The following is a 16,641-nucleotide window of genomic DNA, read 5'->3' on the forward strand; positions in this document are numbered from 1 at the left end:
AGCGCCTCTTAGCCAGTTTTAATCTGTTTTCCGTGGGGCATTGCCGCCACGGGCTTAAAATTTAATGCAGGTTGCGCCTTGTTCAGCGCCCGAAAGCTGTTCGCGCAGGGCGCCAAATAGCTCACGTCCGGTCCCTACACGCTCGGCGCTGAGATCCGGGTGATAAGCGGTGCGCGCCGCAAGTACGGCGTCATCCACCAGCAGCGTCAGCTCGCCGGTTTGGCCGTTAACGCGAATAATGTCACCGTCCTGCACCTTCGCCAGCAGCCCGCCATCGTACGCTTCCGGGGTGACGTGGATTGCAGAAGGAACCTTACCTGAGGCGCCGGACAGTCTTCCGTCCGTCACCAGAGCAATTTTGAAACAGCGGTCCAATAATACTCCAAGCGGCGGCATAAGTTTATGCAATTCTGGCATGCCGTTCGCTTTTGGCCCCTGATGGCGCACCACAACTACGCAGTCACGGTCCAGCTTGCCGGCTTCAAACGCCGGTAAGACGTCGTGCTGGCTTTCAAAAATAACCGCAGGCGCCTCGATCACCTGGTTTTCTACCGGCACCGCTGAGGTTTTCATCACCGCACGGCCCAGGTTCCCGCTCAGCACCTTGGTCCCGCCGTGACGGGAGAATGGTTTTTCCATGGTGGCGATAACGTCGGCGTCCAGCGGCTCACTGGCACCTTCACGCCAGGCAAGCTGGCCGTTGTCGAGCCACGGCTCCATGGTGTAATGGTGCAGGCCAAAACCGGCCACGGTATTAACGTCTTCGTGCAGCAGGCCGCCTTTCAGCAACTCGCGCATCAGCACCGGTACGCCGCCCGCCGCCTGGAAGTGGTTAATGTCCGCCGGGCCGTTCGGGTATAAGCGCGCCAACAGCGGCACAATTTCGGAGATGTCGGAGAAGTCATCCCAGTTGATGACGATCCCCGCAGCTCGAGCCATCGCCACGAGGTGCATGGTGTGGTTCGTCGAGCCGCCGGTAGCCAGCAGCGCAACAATGCCGTTCACCACCACCTTCTCATCGATCATCTTCCCAAGAGGCATCCATTCGTTGCCGTTGCCGGTCAGGCGAGTCACCTGGCGGGCGGCAGCATCCGTCAGCGCGTGGCGCAGTTCGGCATCAGGCTGAACAAAGGAAGAACCCGGCAGCTGCATGCCCATGAACTCAACCACCATCTGGTTGGTATTCGCCGTGCCGTAGAAGGTACAGGTTCCCGGCGCATGGTAAGAAGCGGCTTCCGCCTCCAGCAGCGCCAGCCTGTCCACTTTGCCTTCGGCATAAAGCTGGCGAATGCGGACCTTTTCTTTATTCGGCAGGCCGCTGGCCATCGGGCCTGATGGCACGAAAAGCGCAGGTAAATGACCAAACGACAGCGCGGCCATGGTCAGCCCCGGAACAATTTTGTCGCATACGCCGAGGTAAAGTGCACCGTCAAACATGTTATGGGAAAGGCCAACGGCGGTAGACATGGCAATCACTTCGCGGCTCAGCAAGGAAAGCTCCATACCATCCTGCCCTTGAGTGACCCCGTCGCACATCGCCGGTACGCCGCCCGCAACCTGCCCCACGGCGCCCACGGAGTGCAGCGCTTTGCGGATTTGCTCAGGATAATGCTCATACGGCTGATGCGCGGACAGCATGTCGTTGTAGGAGGTAACGATCGCAATATTGTTACGCAACATGCTTTTCAGCGCCGCCTTATCGTCCGGCTGGCAGGCAGCGAAACCATGCGCCAGGTTACCGCAGGCAAGTTCCGAGCGGTGAACCGTGTTGCTCCTGGCTTTCTCAATGCGTGCCAGATAGGCTTCGCGCGTTGGGCGGGAGCGTTCGATAATACGCGATGTTACCCGTAACAAATTTGGATGCATAGAAATTCCTCAGAAAGTGGCTGTTCCCCCGCGCTACTATCATCATGTTCCGGGCAGCTGAAAATAGCCTTGTAGCCCATCAATCTTGACTGTCGGGAGCAAAATCGCTTCAGCTAGTGTAAATAAAAAAGCCCCGCGGGTGAATCCACGCGGGGCTATTATTCATAAAAAACTATGCCACTTCTGTGTTAGATCATGTTACCGGTAAAATGAGATGTGTTTGTTATCACCTTTTTACCGGCAACGCGCTCCAGATGTTACTCAAATTCGTTCCAGGAGTGCCCGTCACGGGTAATCATCGCCACGGAAGCCACCGGCCCCCAGGTTCCTGCCTGATAAGGTTTCGGGGCGTCGTTATCCGCAGCCCAGGCTTCGGTGATGGAGTCGACCCATTTCCACGCCTCTTCCACTTCATCGCGGCGAACGAACAGCGCCTGAATGCCCCGCATGGTTTCCAGCAGCAGGCGTTCATAGGCATCCGCCAGATGAGATTCGTTGAAGGTCTCGGAATAGCTCAGATCAAGTTTGGTCGTCTGCAGGTTATGCTTATGCTCCAGGCCCGGAACTTTGTTCAGGATCTGGATATCCACGCCTTCGTCCGGCTGCAGACGAATGGTCAGCTTGTTCTGCGGCAATTCCTGCCAGGAGTCTTTAAACAGATTCAGCGCAGGGTTTTTGAAATAAACCACGACTTCAGAGCATTTGGTTGGCAGACGTTTCCCGGTACGCAGGTAGAACGGCACGCCGGCCCAGCGCCAGTTATCGATATCCACGCGGATAGCCACGAAGGTTTCCGTTGCGCTGGCTTTGTTAGCGCCCTCTTCTTCGAGGTAGCCTGGCACTTTTTTGCCCTGCGCGAAGCCCGCGGTGTACTGACCACGCACGGTTTTGTCACGCACGTTGGTGCGGTCAATGCGGCGCAGCGACTGCAGAACCTTCACCTTCTCATCGCGGATGTGGTCCGCGGTCAGGTCAGACGGTGGAGACATGGCAATCATGCACAGGATCTGCAACAGGTGGTTCTGGATCATGTCGCGCATCTGCCCGGCCTGATCGAAGTAACCCCAACGCCCTTCAATCCCCACTTCCTCGGCCACGGTGATTTCTACGTGATCGATGGTGCGGTTATCCCAGTTGTTGGCAAACAGGGAGTTGGCAAAACGCAGCGCCAGCAGGTTAAGAACGGTTTCTTTACCCAGATAGTGGTCGATGCGGTAAACCTGGCACTCTTCGAAGAACTCGCCGACCTGGTCATTGATTTCCTGAGAAGTTTCGAGGGAGGTCCCCAGCGGTTTTTCCATCACCACGCGAGCAGGTTTTGCATTCAGCTTCGCCTTGCCTAACCCTTTGCAGATAGCGCCGAAGGTGCTTGGCGGCATCGCGAAGTAGTTGATGGTGACGCGGTTCTGCTGGTCCAGCATTTTGCCCAGCTTGGTGAAAGCAGAGGTATCGTTAACGTCCAGGTTACAGAAATCCAGACGACCGCTCAGTTTTTCCCACAGGCTCTCGTCAATCTTCTCTTTCATGAAGGTTTCGAGGGCTTCGCGCACCACTTTGGTGTATGCCTCTTTATCCCAGTCTGCACGGCCAACACCAAGAATGCGGGTTTCCGGGTGGATTTGACCTGCTTTTTCCAGCTGATACAGGGATGGCAACAGTTTTCGGCGCGCCAGGTCGCCTTTTGCACCGAAAATGACCAGATCGCACGCCTGGGCCGTTTGCGTTACCGCCATGTTTGTCTCCTCGTTTCGGATATCCCGGCTTTTACCGGCCCTCGGGGGCGCGGATAGCATTAAGCCAGGCAAGTCTTGTAATTTTATTACGCTGCAATGTACTGCTTTTGCTGAATTGAGGACAACCGTTAACCCCGGTTTGACCGCCTCAATTGCTAACTTTTCCCACAATGCCGCACTAAAGCGTCATTCAATGGCGTTTTTTTACACAATGTAACCGTTGCCAAAGTTAGACACCGATCATGTAATGAAAAAAAACAACAACATTACCCGAGCAACTCGCCCTTTCACATTTTAGCCAGAGTATATTCTTGCTAAATCGGCCCACGATTTCTTCTTTTACTGAAATCGCTAAAACCCATGAGTGCCCGCCTTTATGAATATGCTGGAAAAAATCCAGTCACAGCTGGAACACCTTAGCAAATCGGAACGCAAAGTCGCAGAAGTGATTCTCGCCACACCTCAGGATGCCATTCACTCAAGCATCGCCACGCTCGCCCGCAGTGCAGACGTCAGTGAACCCACAGTAAACCGCTTCTGCCGCCGCCTGGAAACCAAAGGCTTCCCGGATTTTAAACTGCATTTAGCCCAGAGTCTGGCGAATGGCACGCCGTATGTAAACCGGAATGTTGATGAAGATGATAGCGTCGAGTCCTACACCGGTAAGATATTTGAGTCCGCGATGGCAGGACTTGACAGGGTTCGCCAGTCGCTGGATATGTCAGCCGTTAATCGCGCCGTCGATCTGCTGACCCAGGCAAAGAAAATCGCCTTCTTTGGGCTTGGATCTTCTGCCGCCGTCGCCCACGACGCCACCAATAAATTCTTCCGCTTCAACGTACCGGTAATTTACTCAGATGACGTTGTTATGCAACGTATGAGCTGTATGAATTGTACTGAACAGGACGTTGTGGTGCTGATATCCCACACCGGGCGGACTAAAAACCTGGTCGAACTCGCCCAGCTAGCCCGTGAAAACGATGCCATTGTGCTCGCCATCACCTCTGAGGGGAGCCCCCTTGCCCGCGAGGCCACGCTTTCGCTGCTGCTTGATGTGCCTGAAGACACCGATATCTATATGCCAATGGTGTCTCGTCTCGCGCAGTTAACCGTTATTGACGTGCTGGCAACGGGCTTTACTTTGCGCAGAGGGGCAAAATTCAGGGATAACTTGAAGCGAGTCAAGGAAGCGCTCAAAGAATCGCGCTTTGATAAACAACGCCATCTCTCAGGCGATGAACATTAATTTTTGATAACAAAGTTGTAACTTATTAGGCTGTTCGGTTACGTTGTCATGGGGGCTCACAGCACACCCTGACCTACCGAGTTTTGTTCACGCAACACCAAGTTGTTTCAGTCAACGGAGTAATACATGTCCAGACGGCTACGTAGAACCAAAATCGTTACCACTTTAGGCCCGGCAACCGACCGCGATAATAATTTAGAAAAGATTATTGCCGCCGGCGCTAACGTGGTGCGCATGAACTTCTCCCACGGTTCACCCGAAGATCACCTGCTGCGTGCGGATAAAGTGCGTGAGATTGCCGCAAAACTGGGGCGCCACGTGGCGATTCTCGGTGATTTGCAGGGGCCAAAAATTCGCGTATCTACCTTCAAAGAAGGCAAAGTTTTCCTTAACCTGGGCGACAAATTCCTGCTGGATGCCAACCTGGGTAAAGGTGAAGGCGACAAAGAGAAAGTCGGTATCGACTATAAAGGCCTGCCGGCCGACGTCGTGCCTGGCGATATTCTGCTGCTTGATGATGGCCGCGTTCAGCTCAAAGTGTTGGAAGTTCATGGCCTGAAAGTGTTTACCGAAGTGACCGTAGGCGGCCCACTGTCCAACAACAAAGGGATCAACAAGCTGGGCGGCGGCCTGTCGGCCGAAGCGCTGACGGATAAAGACAAAGCGGACATCGTGACCGCCGCCAAAATCGGCGTTGATTACCTTGCTGTCTCCTTCCCTCGCTGCGGCGAAGACCTGAACTACGCTCGCCGCCTGGCGCGTGACGCGGGCTGTGATGCAAAAATTGTTGCTAAAGTAGAACGCGCGGAAGCCGTTTGCGATGAAGCAGCAATGGACGACATTATTCTCGCCTCTGACGTGGTCATGGTTGCACGTGGTGACCTGGGCGTAGAGATCGGTGACCCGGAGCTGGTCGGTATCCAGAAGACCCTGATTCGCCGCGCCCGTAAGCTGAACCGCGCCGTGATCACTGCGACCCAGATGATGGAGTCGATGATAACCAACCCAATGCCAACCCGTGCAGAAGTCATGGACGTGGCAAACGCCGTACTTGACGGTACCGATGCGGTGATGCTGTCGGCGGAAACCGCCGCTGGCCAGTACCCGGCTGAAACGGTCGCGGCTATGGCGCGCGTTTGCCTGGGTGCGGAAAAAATCCCAAGCATCAACGTGTCTAAACACCGCCTGGACGTGCAGTTCGATAACGTGGAAGAAGCCATTGCGATGTCCGCGATGTATGCCGCTAACCACCTGAAAGGGGTTACCGCTATCATCTCGATGACGGAGTCCGGGCGTACCGCGCTGATGACGTCTCGTATCAGCTCCGGCCTGCCTATCTTTGCGCTGTCCCGTCACGAACGTACGCTGAACCTGACCTCGCTGTACCGCGGCGTAACGCCGGTCTACTTTGATAGCGTGAACGAAGGCGTTGTCGCCGCAAGCGATGCGGTAAACCTGCTGCGCGATAAGGGCTATCTGATCTCCGGCGACCTGGTCATCGTGACCCAGGGCGACGTGATGAGCACCATCGGCACCACCAACACTACCCGCATCCTCTGCGTTGAATAATCTACGCACACCCTAACCGGGTAAACCCGACAAAGCCGCGACATCCCGTTGCGGCTTTTTAATTTCCCGCACCGACGCCTGCCGGTATATCCACACTGAGTTCATCGTTTTAAATTTATAGCCCATTTAAATGATACGTTATAACATAACAATTTACATGGCGTAATCAGACCTTATATATCGCCAATTTCTGAACAGGCACGTTCATTTTGAGTCCCCACAGACATGATGAAAATCAAACGCAACCTCTTATATGCTGGCGTGTTTCTGGCGCTTATTTCTCAACCGCTTTTTGCCGCAGACTGCAACACGACATCCTGTGAGGAAAACATCACGGTAGTAAGCCAGGCCCCTGCGGAGCGGCCACCCGCCAGCGGCACGGCCTCACGCCTGGGCCTGACTGATAAAGAAACGCCGCGGTATGTGGAAACCTTTGCACAAAAACAGATCGTCGCGCAGGGTGACCGCACGCTTGCCGAAACGGTCAGTCATGCTACCGGGATGTCCGGCGTGGCCTCCCCTACGCTTTCCAACAGCTTTTCTCTGCGTGGTTTTATGCCCGTAAGCTGGCTGCTGGACGGGCTGGAAATGCCCGGCAGTACGCTGCAACTTGGCAATCCAGCCCACTACCAGCAGGTGGATATTTTGCACGGCCCAGGCTCCGCGCTGAATGGCCTGACCGCCACCGCCGGTAGCGTCAACCTTGTGTCACATCAACCCAGCTTTGTTGACTCCCCCGCCATGCTCCGCTACCAGGCGGGTAGTTACAGTACCCAGTCCTTGCAGGGCGGAGCGGGGGGGACGCTGATTGAAGACAAGGTAGCCTGGCGGCTAGATGCTTCGGGTAGCGAAGGGCACAGCCAGGTACAGCATGAACGCAACCGGCAGTCCAGAGTCAGCGGCTCGCTGCTGTTCCGCCTGACTGACGAAACCACTCTGACGCTTTACGGCGACAGAATGAACAATAGCAGCGACAACCCTTACTTCGGAACGCCGCTGATTGAAGGCAAGGTGCAGGCACAGCTGCGCGGTATTAACTATAACAATCTGACCGATGCCAGAATTGCCAGCCATGCCACTGCATTGCAGGCTGTGCTCGACACGACTCTCGCCCCAGGCATAACCTTTAATAACCACACCTGGTATTACAATGGCTATCGCTTCTGGCATAACGTTGAGCGCTATCGCTACAATGCAGCCTCTCCGGACGCCGTCAATCGTGACTCCTGGGGTGACTTAAGCCATAAAAATACGCTGCTGGCCAACCGCTCAAGCGTCTCAATAGACCACACTTTACTGGGCCTTGATAACCGAATGGTTGGCGGAATTGAGCTGCAAACCAGCCGTTTCGACTATCAAAAAAACGGATTCCCCGGCTCGCAGGATGTTCCTTTACTCAACCCGCCACGTGACCCATTTAGCGCCGAAACAAGTATTACCCGCGCCCCATGGAGCAGGGTCACCCAGCGCCAGTATGCGGTCTTTATAGAAGACAGCCTGCAACTGACCGACAGCCTCAGCCTGCTCAACCAGCTGCGGTTTACGCGACTGGATATGGACTGGCATTACTTCGCTCCGGCTCGCAGCGAAAGTCAAAATCGCAGCTTCATTAACGCCGGTGTCGGCCTGAACTGGGATATCAGCGACGGCACAACGCTCTATGCCAGCTACGCCAACGGCAAGGAAGCTGGCGGCGACATTTTCTTCCTCAGTGCAGATCAAACTCACCTGCCGCTCACCCAGTCACAACAATGGGAAACCGGCATTAAGAGTCTGTTCTGGGATAGTAAAGCATCCGTTAATCTTGCCCTCTACCAGCTGCGCAAAAATAATCTCTTTACCCCTTCTGCCACCACGCCGGGCGAACTCCTCGCTATAGGGCAACAAACTTCACGGGGTATTGAGCTGTCAGCCACGGCCCGGCCAACCGATCGCTGGGAGGTGACGGGCAACGTGGCATGGACTCATGCAAGGTTCGATAGCTTTAGTGCAGGCTCCCCACCTGAAAATCTGGACGGCAACCAGCCCGCTTACGTCCCTACCTGGACCAGCAATCTGGCGCTGATCTGGCATCCCCTCGCTCCGCTCAGCTTGAGGAGTGATTTACGCTACGTCGGCAGCAGCTACAACGACAGCCGCAATGCTAAAAAGATGGACGACTACATCACGCTGGATCTGGCGGCAGAATATCAGCTGACGCCCAAAGTTAGCCTGGGAACGCGGGTTCGCAACCTGACCGATACCTTCTACTCCTATCAGCGCACTTACGACGGCCAGGCCCTGATCGCCCCTTCACGCACCTGGGAAGGCTGGATAACGGTATGGTTCTAATGCTGAAGGCTTTTATGTTTGCGGCAGCGGGCCTTCTCTTTTCATCTGGTTCTTCGGCCGTCACGGTGACCAATTGCGGTGTGCCGCAAACAATGACCTCGGTACCCACGCGCATCGTCGTTTATGGCAACCCTGCTCTGGAAAACCTTCTGGCACTGGGCATACGCCAGGAAATTGTTGCCGTCGTGGGCTATGACCCGTCCAGAGATCCTATGGGCTTTTCTGCGCGTAATGCCCTCTCATTGCCCGTCGTTGCCCGAACCGGGCTTATCTCCGCCGAGGCGCTGCTGCTGCTGCGCCCCGAAATGATCTACTCCTCAAGCTGGTACTGGTTCTGGTCGCCGGAAGGGGCAAGCCGGGATCAAATCACAGCCTGGGGAATATCAAGCTGGCTCTCTCCCGGCGCCTGCAGCGGCCAGCAGAGCGCTCCGAAGGAAAGAATCAGCTTCGCCGTTCTGTTTCGGGAAATACAAGATCTGGCCAAAATTATGCATCTTGAGGATCGGGGACTGGCGCTGGTTAGCCGGGAAGAAGAACACCTTGCAGCCCTGCGCCAACACGCTGGCGAATTGGCTCCGGCTCGCCTGCTCTGGTGGTATTCCGGCACCGACTCGCCGTACGTTGCAGGCTGCTGTGGCGTGCCGGACATGCTGAGCAAAGAAAGCGGCAACCGCAATATTTTCTCGGACATCTCTGCGCTATGGCCAAACGTCGCCTGGGAAGAAATAGCCCGTCGGGACCCGGATATTCTGGTGCTGGCCGATTTGCCCCGCGGCAGCACCGGCGACAGCGCTAAAGATAAAATAGCCTTCCTCGAACACTTTCCCCTGACCTCGGGCCTTCGCGCCGTGAAAGAAAAAAAATTTATCATCCTGCCCGGCTATGACATGGATCCCTCCATCCGCTCAGTGGACGCACTGGACAGGCTTATCACCTCACTTTCTACCAGGAAAAATCATGACTGACGCCACATGGAATACTCTCGTCACCCTCTGGGACCAGCAGCAAAGCGCTTATATTGCCAGCAGGGAAGCTCGCTTCGACGCCCTGATGGACACGCTGGCCTTACAGTTCAAGGGGGAATTCTCGCTGATCGAGCTTGGCTGTGGGCCAGGCTCCCTTACAAAACGCCTTCTTGAAAGGTTTCCTGCAGCACACGTTACCGCCATGGATGTTGATCCCGTGATGTTGGCCATCGCCCGCGAAACGCTTACCGGTTATGGCGATCGAGTGCGTATTCTTTCTGCCGACCTGGCTACCCCAGCCTGGCAGGAAAAAATAATCGGTCCTCGCCCGGATGCCATCGTCTCGAGTACGGCGCTGCACTGGCTGATGCCGGACAGACAGCACATCCTGCACGGTGAGATCCTGAAATTGCTTGCCGATAACGGCATATTTCTCAACGCCGACCACCAGCGCTTTAACCCGGCAGACGGCAATAAAAAAGCCATCAGCGAGCGTCATGATGCCCGGACTCAACAACAGGCATGGGATAAAGGCGTGGTTGACTGGGACAGCTGGTTCACCCTTGCTAAAGAAATACCGGAAATTGCCGACCTGATCCCTGCCCGTGAAGCCGTATTCGCAGGCCGCCCGGTACCTCCCTCAACGACGCTGGCCTTTCAGCTGGCAAGCCTCAGCCAGGCCGGTTTCAGCGAAACCGGTACGCTGTGGCAGCTCATGGACGATTACCTGATTGCCGGTTGGAAATAAGCACGTGCTGCCATTGCGCCTGCTGCTGTGCGGGGTAGTAACTCTGCTTGGGCTGATTTACAGCCTGCGCTTTGGGGCCGTGACGCTGTCCCTGAGCGAAGTCATTCAGCTTCTGCATCCTGCTCCCGTTGAAGAACCCCGCCTGGCGCTATACCAGAAGATAGTCTGGTCACTACGCTTGCCCAGAGCGCTGCTGGCGATGGTCTGCGGCGGCGGCCTGGCGCTGGCAGGCGCCGTGCTTCAGACCCTAACCCGAAATCCGCTGGCCGACCCGTGGCTGCTGGGTATTTCTTCCGGGGCGGGCCTGGGGGCTGTCACCATTATCGCCCTTGGCGTTCAGCCGCTGCTAACGGCCATGCCCGGCGGGGCTTTTATCGGGGCTCTGGCAGCTTTTGGGCTGGTTTTGCTGCTCGCCGGACGCACCATTATGCAGCCGGCCCGGTTTATGCTCGCCGGCGTGGCGATTGGGCAATTGCTCAGCGCAATAACCTCATTAATCGTCTTCTGGCAAACCGATGCGACAACCTCGCGTGGCTTTACCTTCTGGCTACTGGGTGCGTTTGGACAAGCAACATGGCCACAGGTGGCTATCTGTGCCGCCGCGCTATTCTTTGCGGGGACGCTTTGCCTGGCGATGTCCCCAACGTTGAATGTTATGGCGCTGGGCAATTTTGCCGCTAAGGGCCTGGGCGTTAACGTTTTCGCCCTGCAAATATCACTCTACCTGGCCATCACGCTGCTCACCGCTACCCTGGTGTCGTTTTGCGGCGCAATTGGCTTTGTCGGACTGACCGTCCCCCACCTGGCAAAAATGATAATCGGCAATCGTCACCAATGGACTTTGCCCGCCAGCATTCTCTGCGGTGCAATGCTGACGCTAGTGTCCGATACGCTGGCTCGTACGCTATTTGCCCCCAGAGAACTTCCTCCCGGCGTCATCACGGCGCTTATCGGCGTGCCGGTATTTCTTTTAACTCTTCGCCGTCGCCCCCGGCCTTAACTCCCCGCGCAGAAAGGCTCCGGCCTGACTGCGCTTTCCCCTGGGCACTTACGCTGCCGCCCTGATAGTTGTCACGAAATTGTTAACTCTTGAAGAGGATTTAGTGAGTATTCTCTTTATAAAGTACAGGCATATGTTCATGCAGAGCCCGGTCAATTTTAGCCGGCTTTACGTTCACTCACCCTCACAGGGACATTGACGATGCTGGTAATTATCCTTGCTTATCTGGGCGGCCTGTTAACCATTGCCAGCCCTTGCATCCTGCCGGTGCTGCCATTTGTATTTGCCCGCTCCGACCAGCCTTTTGCCCGTACCGGGCTGCCGCTGCTGGCCGGTATGGCATTAACTTTTACGCTGTTTGCTACCCTTGCGGCCGTGGGCGGCGGCTGGGTGGTAGCGGCTAATCAGTATGGCCGCGGCGTGGCGTTAGTACTGATGGCGCTGTTTGGCATTACGCTGCTGTTTCCTCGCCTGGCCGAGCGCGTGATGCACCCTCTGGTTACCGCCGGTAATTCTCTGTCTAACCGGGTGGCTCCGGGCCAGCCTGCGGGACCAGGTGGTTCGTTTTTAGTCGGTATCGCTACCGGGCTGCTTTGGGCACCCTGTGCAGGCCCGATTTTAGGGCTGGTGCTCACCGGTGCCGCCTTGCAGGGAGCAAATGTCGGCTCCACGCTGCTGCTGTTAGCCTATGCCGCTGGCGCAGCCACCTCGCTCGCACTTGCGTTGCTGATTGGCGGGAAGGTCTTTAGCGCGATGAAAAGCTCTCTTGGCGTGGGGGAATGGATCCGCCGTATCCTGGGGGCCGGCATGCTGCTTGGCGTGGTCGCGATTACCTTTGGCTTAGATACCGGCGTGCTGGCTCGCCTGTCTACGGCCTCCACCGGCGGGATTGAACAGGCTCTGGTTAAGCGTCTTTCCCCGGACAGTACGACAGCGAACGCCCCCTCGCCGGCCTCCGTGGTGAAAACGTCTGACGATGACGCGATCCCCACGCTGACCGATGCAGGCGCAATGCCTTCGCTTAACGGCGCAACGCAGTGGCTAAACTCGCCGCCTCTCACCGCAGAATCGCTGAAAGGCAAAGTCGTGCTGGTCGATTTCTGGACATACTCCTGCATTAACTGCCTGCGCTCGTTGCCTTATGTGAAAGCCTGGGCCGAGAAATATCGCGACCAGGGTTTGGTTGTCATTGGCGTTCACGCGCCAGAGTTTGCCTTTGAGCGCGATCCGGGCAACGTCGCCAAAGAAGCGAAAAAACTGGGCGTGACCTACCCCATCGCTATTGATAACGATTACAGCATCTGGCGGGCCTTCAATAACCAGTACTGGCCGGCGCACTACTTTATTGATGCCAGCGGGCACATTCGCTATGAGCACTTTGGCGAAGGGGATTATGCACAGTCCGAGCGCGTCATTCAGGAACTGCTGCGCCAGGCCGGAGCCAAAAACGTCACTCGCGGCATAAGCACGGTGTCCGCCAGCGGCGTAGAACAGGCGGCCAGCGGCCAGAATGATATCTCTCCAGAAACCTACCTCGGCTATATGCGGGCACAAAACTTCGCCTCCGGCGAGGTCACCGGCGATAAACCGGCAGACTACAGTAAGCCTACCGCGCTGCCGCTTGATAGCTGGGGGCTCGAGGGGAACTGGACCGTTGGCGGGGAGAACATCACGCTTAATCGCGCCAATGGCCGTATTTTCTATCAATTCCATGCCCGCGATTTACACCTGGTCCTCGGCCCGGGGGCTGAAGGTAAACCGGTTCGTTTTAAGGTCACTGTCGACGGTCAGGCACCGGGCAGTGTTCACGGCTCAGACGTCGCGCCAGACGGCAGCGGTACGGTGACAGAACAGCGCCTGTATCAGCTTATTCGTCAGTCAAGCGGCGGCGGCGAGCACACCTTCAGCATTGAATTTGAAGATGCCGGCGTCAACGCCTATGCCTTTACGTTCGGTTAACCAGGAGATTTGAAATGAAAACCACTATTGTTTCCTCCGCTAAGCGCCGCATAGCGTTATTCAGCGCGCCTGTTCTGGTTATCGCCGCGCTGGTTTTCCAGAACACCGCATGGTCTGAGGCAGAGCCTGCCGTTGCTATTCCTGCGCCTTTGCAGGATGAGGCACCCACGACGGGCGCACACCTCGAAACCGCCGTCTTTGCCGGCGGCTGTTTCTGGGGCGTTCAGGGCGTTTTTCAGCATGTTAAAGGCGTGACCAGCGCAATATCCGGATATACCGGCGGCAAGGCGCGTACGGCGAATTATGAGACGGTGAGCATGGGGATGACCGGGCACGCCGAGTCCGTACAGGTTGTCTTCGACCCGGCGCAAGTCACCTATGGCCAGCTGCTGCAGGTTTACTTTTCCGTGGCGCATAACCCAACGGAGCTGAATCGCCAGGGGCCGGATTACGGCACGCAATATCGTTCGACCGTTTTCCCGCTCAGCGACGCTCAGGCAAAGGTTGCCAAAGCGTATATTGCGCAGCTTAATGCCAGCCATAAATTTAGTACGCCGCTGGTCACTACTGTGGAAGAACATGCCCGCTTCTACCCGGCGGAGAAATACCACCAAAATTTCCTGAACGACAACCCGAACTACCCTTACATCGTTATCAACGATCTTCCTAAGGTTGAGCAGCTTAAACAACTGTTCCCCGCGCTGTGGAGCAAAGAACCGGTGCTGGTAAAATCCTGAAAAAAACCGCGCCAGCTATGCAGTGGCGCGGTTTTTTGGTTTGAGGAGAGTAAGCTACTTCTTCTTCGGGTACAGTTCATCCCGGCAGTAAGGCTCTGTCTCACCCTCTTGGCGTGTCTTTAAGAGCTTCAGGATCCAGGTGTACTGTTCCGGATGCGGGCCAACCAGCAGCTCCACCTCTTCGTTCATCCTGCGGGCGATGGTATGGTCATCGGCTTCAAGCAGGTCATCCATCGGTGGGCGGATAAAAATATCCAGCCGGTGCGTGTCGCTGTTATAGACCGGGAACAGCGGGACGACTCGCGCACGACACACTTTCATCAGCCGGCCAATTGCCGGCAGCGTCGCCTTATAGGTGGCAAAGAAATCAACGAATTCGCTGTGTTCAGGCCCGTGATCCTGGTCCGGAAGATAGTAGCCCCAATAGCCCTGACGCACCGAACTGATAAACGGTTTGATGCCGTCGTTGCGGGCATGCATACGGCCCCCAAAGCGGCGACGGACGGTATTCCAGACATAATCGAACAGCTGGTTGCCCTGATTGTGGAACATCGCCGCCATTTTCTGACCTTCGGAGGCCATCAGCATCGCCGGAATATCCACCGCCCAGCCGTGCGGCACCAGGAAAATCACGTTCTCCCCTTTCGCACGGAACTCATCCACGATTTCTTTGCCGTGCCAGTCCACACGTGCCATCACTTTCTTTGGATCGCGTAGGCCCAATTCAGCCATCAGCACCATTGCCTGTGGCGCGGTGGCAAACATACGGTCGATGATGGCCTCGCGCTGCTCTTCCGGCATATCAGGGAAGCAGTAAAGCAGGTTGATTTGCGCACGGCGTCTGGCGCTTTTGCCCAAACGGCCCGCTAAACGCCCAAGTTTACCCAGCAAAGGATCACGGAGTCCCGGAGGCAGAAGCGCCAGCCCGGCAAAAGCGCCCACGCCAAGCCATGCTCCCCAGTAGCGCGGGTGCAAAAAGGCTTTTTGAAATTCAGGGATAAACTCACTGTGGTTTTTTTTTGCTTTTTCCATGCGACTCTCAATAGTTCGCCAGCGGCCTGGCGAGACGAATTTATCGTTATTTTAGCGGGGCGACGGGCGACAGACAAAAGAAAAAGCCGGTCACGAGTACCGGCTTTTCATATTGAGGCTAAATCAGTCAATGCGCAGCTGCGGAAGAACCTCTTTCACCTGTGCCAGGTAATCACGGCGATCGGACCCGGTCAGACCTTCAGAACGCGGCAGTTTAGCCGTCAGCGGGTTAACCGCCTGCTGGTTAATCCACACTTCGTAGTGCAGGTGTGGGCCAGTAGAACGCCCGGTATTACCGGAGAGCGCAATGCGATCGCCGCGCTTCACTTTCTGACCGGGTTTCACCAGCAGCTTCTTAAGGTGCATGTAGCGGGTGGTATAGGTCCGGCCGTGGCGGATGGCAACAAAGAAACCTGCCGCACCGCTACGCTTAGCCATCACGACTTCACCGTCACCGACCGACAGCACAGGCGTCCCCTGCGGCATAGCGAAATCAACGCCTTTATGCGGCGCGACGCGGCCGGTAACCGGATTGAGGCGACGAGGATTGAAGTTCGACGAAACGCGGAACTGCTTCACGGTTGGGAAACGCATAAAGCCTTTCGCGAGGCCCGAGCCGCTGCGATCGTAGAATTTACCGTCTTCGGCGCGGATGGCGTAGTAATCTTTGCCGTCGCTGCGCAGGCGTACGCCCACCAGCTGGCTTTGCTCACGCTTGCCGGCCAGCATTTCGCGGGACATCAGCACGGAGAACTCATCGCCTTTTTTCAGCTTCCGGAAGTCCATCTGCCACTGCATCGCTTTGATAACCGAGCTAATTTCAGCGCTGGTTAAGCCCGCATCACGCGCGCTGGAAACAAAACTTGCGCCCACTGTGCCCTTCAGCACGCTGTTAACCCAATCGCCCTGCTGGGTTTCGCTGGTCATTTTGAAACCGTTATCAGCGCGATCGTAGGTGCGCGTTTCGCGGCGCGACATTTCCCAGGTCAGTCGCTGCAAATCACCGTCTGCGTTAAGCGTCCAGGAAAGCTGCTGACCAATTTTCATGTTTCGCAGGTCTTTATCAGCGGAAGCGAGCTGGCTGATATCGCCCATCTCGATACCGTACTGATTAAGAATACTGCTCAGCGTATCGCCGGTGGAGACAACATATTCATGAACGCCAGCTTCACCGGATGTTTTATCATCCAGCTCATCCTGAGGGATGGTGTCATCTTCAGCGTCCGGGGATAGGTCAAGCGGCTCGCTGGCCTCGGGCAGCAGCGAATGAATTTCGCTTTTTTCAAGCTCGATGGTCTTGATTATCGGGCTGGAATGCGGATGGTAAATGGACGGTCGCCATACTGCGACCGCCAGAGTGAGAACCGTAAGCGACCCCAGCATTACGCGATGGGGTCGTGAAAGATTGTCAAATGCCATGGCGACAGAGCGGGCTATCTGTTGCACGTATTCACT

Annotated in this window: 12 protein-coding genes; 8 read left to right on the forward strand and 4 right to left on the reverse strand. The window is 56.1% G+C overall.

Annotation, left to right across the window (positions count from 1 at the left end):
• Window positions 1-54 precede the first annotated feature (54 nt).
• Both edd and zwf read right to left on the reverse strand, forming a co-directional pair.
• Window positions 55-1,866 carry a phosphogluconate dehydratase gene (gene edd / locus ACE38U_RS01200; RefSeq protein ID WP_375529000.1) on the reverse strand — a complete coding sequence of 604 codons (1,812 nt, stop codon included), beginning with the start codon at window positions 1,864-1,866 and terminating at the stop codon, window positions 55-57.
• 257 nt (window positions 1,867-2,123) lie between these two features.
• Window positions 2,124-3,599 carry a glucose-6-phosphate dehydrogenase gene (zwf, locus tag ACE38U_RS01205; RefSeq protein WP_038481845.1) on the reverse strand — a complete coding sequence of 492 codons (1,476 nt, stop codon included), beginning with the start codon at window positions 3,597-3,599 and terminating at the stop codon, window positions 2,124-2,126.
• Window positions 3,600-3,975: 376 nt separating this feature from the next.
• On the opposite strand from zwf, the gene ACE38U_RS01210 reads away from it, so the two are divergent.
• The 8 genes from ACE38U_RS01210 to msrA all read left to right on the forward strand — a co-directional run bounded on the left by ACE38U_RS01210 (window position 3,976) and on the right by msrA (window position 14,154).
• Window positions 3,976-4,845, forward strand: coding sequence for a MurR/RpiR family transcriptional regulator (locus ACE38U_RS01210; protein WP_038481843.1), 870 nt, complete (start codon window positions 3,976-3,978; stop codon window positions 4,843-4,845).
• A 126-nt stretch (window positions 4,846-4,971) separates the two neighbouring features.
• Complete coding sequence (pyk, locus tag ACE38U_RS01215; RefSeq protein ID WP_375529001.1) at window positions 4,972-6,414, forward strand: pyruvate kinase; 1,443 nt, start codon at window positions 4,972-4,974, stop codon at window positions 6,412-6,414.
• A gap of 225 nt (window positions 6,415-6,639) precedes the next feature.
• Window positions 6,640-8,745, forward strand: coding sequence for a TonB-dependent siderophore receptor (locus tag ACE38U_RS01220; protein ID WP_375529002.1), 2,106 nt, complete (start codon window positions 6,640-6,642; stop codon window positions 8,743-8,745).
• Window positions 8,736-9,710: an ABC transporter substrate-binding protein gene (locus ACE38U_RS01225; protein ID WP_375529003.1), complete on the forward strand. Its 975-nt coding sequence runs from the start codon at window positions 8,736-8,738 to the stop codon at window positions 9,708-9,710. Before ACE38U_RS01220 ends, ACE38U_RS01225 begins: the two co-directional genes overlap by 10 nt.
• Window positions 9,703-10,458: a class I SAM-dependent methyltransferase gene (locus ACE38U_RS01230; RefSeq protein WP_375529004.1), complete on the forward strand. Its 756-nt coding sequence runs from the start codon at window positions 9,703-9,705 to the stop codon at window positions 10,456-10,458. Before ACE38U_RS01225 ends, ACE38U_RS01230 begins: the two co-directional genes overlap by 8 nt.
• Window positions 10,459-10,462: 4 nt before the next feature.
• On the forward strand, window positions 10,463-11,458 hold the full coding sequence (locus tag ACE38U_RS01235; RefSeq protein ID WP_375529005.1) for a FecCD family ABC transporter permease: 996 nt from the start codon (window positions 10,463-10,465) through the stop codon (window positions 11,456-11,458).
• Between the two features lie 201 nt (window positions 11,459-11,659).
• Window positions 11,660-13,417, forward strand: a complete 1,758-nt coding sequence (locus ACE38U_RS01240; RefSeq protein ID WP_176981769.1) for a cytochrome c biogenesis protein DipZ — start codon at window positions 11,660-11,662, stop codon at window positions 13,415-13,417.
• Window positions 13,418-13,431: 14 nt separating this feature from the next.
• Entirely contained in the window at window positions 13,432-14,154 is a 723-nt protein-coding gene (gene msrA / locus ACE38U_RS01245) for a peptide-methionine (S)-S-oxide reductase MsrA (protein ID WP_375529006.1), read from the forward strand.
• Between the two features lie 54 nt (window positions 14,155-14,208).
• On the opposite strand, the gene lpxM is transcribed toward msrA, so the two are convergent.
• Window positions 14,209-15,186, reverse strand: a complete 978-nt coding sequence (lpxM, locus tag ACE38U_RS01250) for a lauroyl-Kdo(2)-lipid IV(A) myristoyltransferase (RefSeq protein ID WP_176981767.1) — start codon at window positions 15,184-15,186, stop codon at window positions 14,209-14,211.
• Between the two features lie 123 nt (window positions 15,187-15,309).
• Window positions 15,310-16,632 (reverse strand): murein DD-endopeptidase MepM, encoded by a 1,323-nt coding sequence (gene mepM / locus ACE38U_RS01255; protein ID WP_375529007.1) that lies wholly within the window; start codon window positions 16,630-16,632, stop codon window positions 15,310-15,312.
• Window positions 16,633-16,641: the final 9 nt, after the last annotated feature.

Source organism: Cedecea selenatireducens, assembly GCF_042138895.1.
Taxonomy (GTDB): Bacteria; Pseudomonadota; Gammaproteobacteria; order Enterobacterales; family Enterobacteriaceae; genus Cedecea; species Cedecea selenatireducens.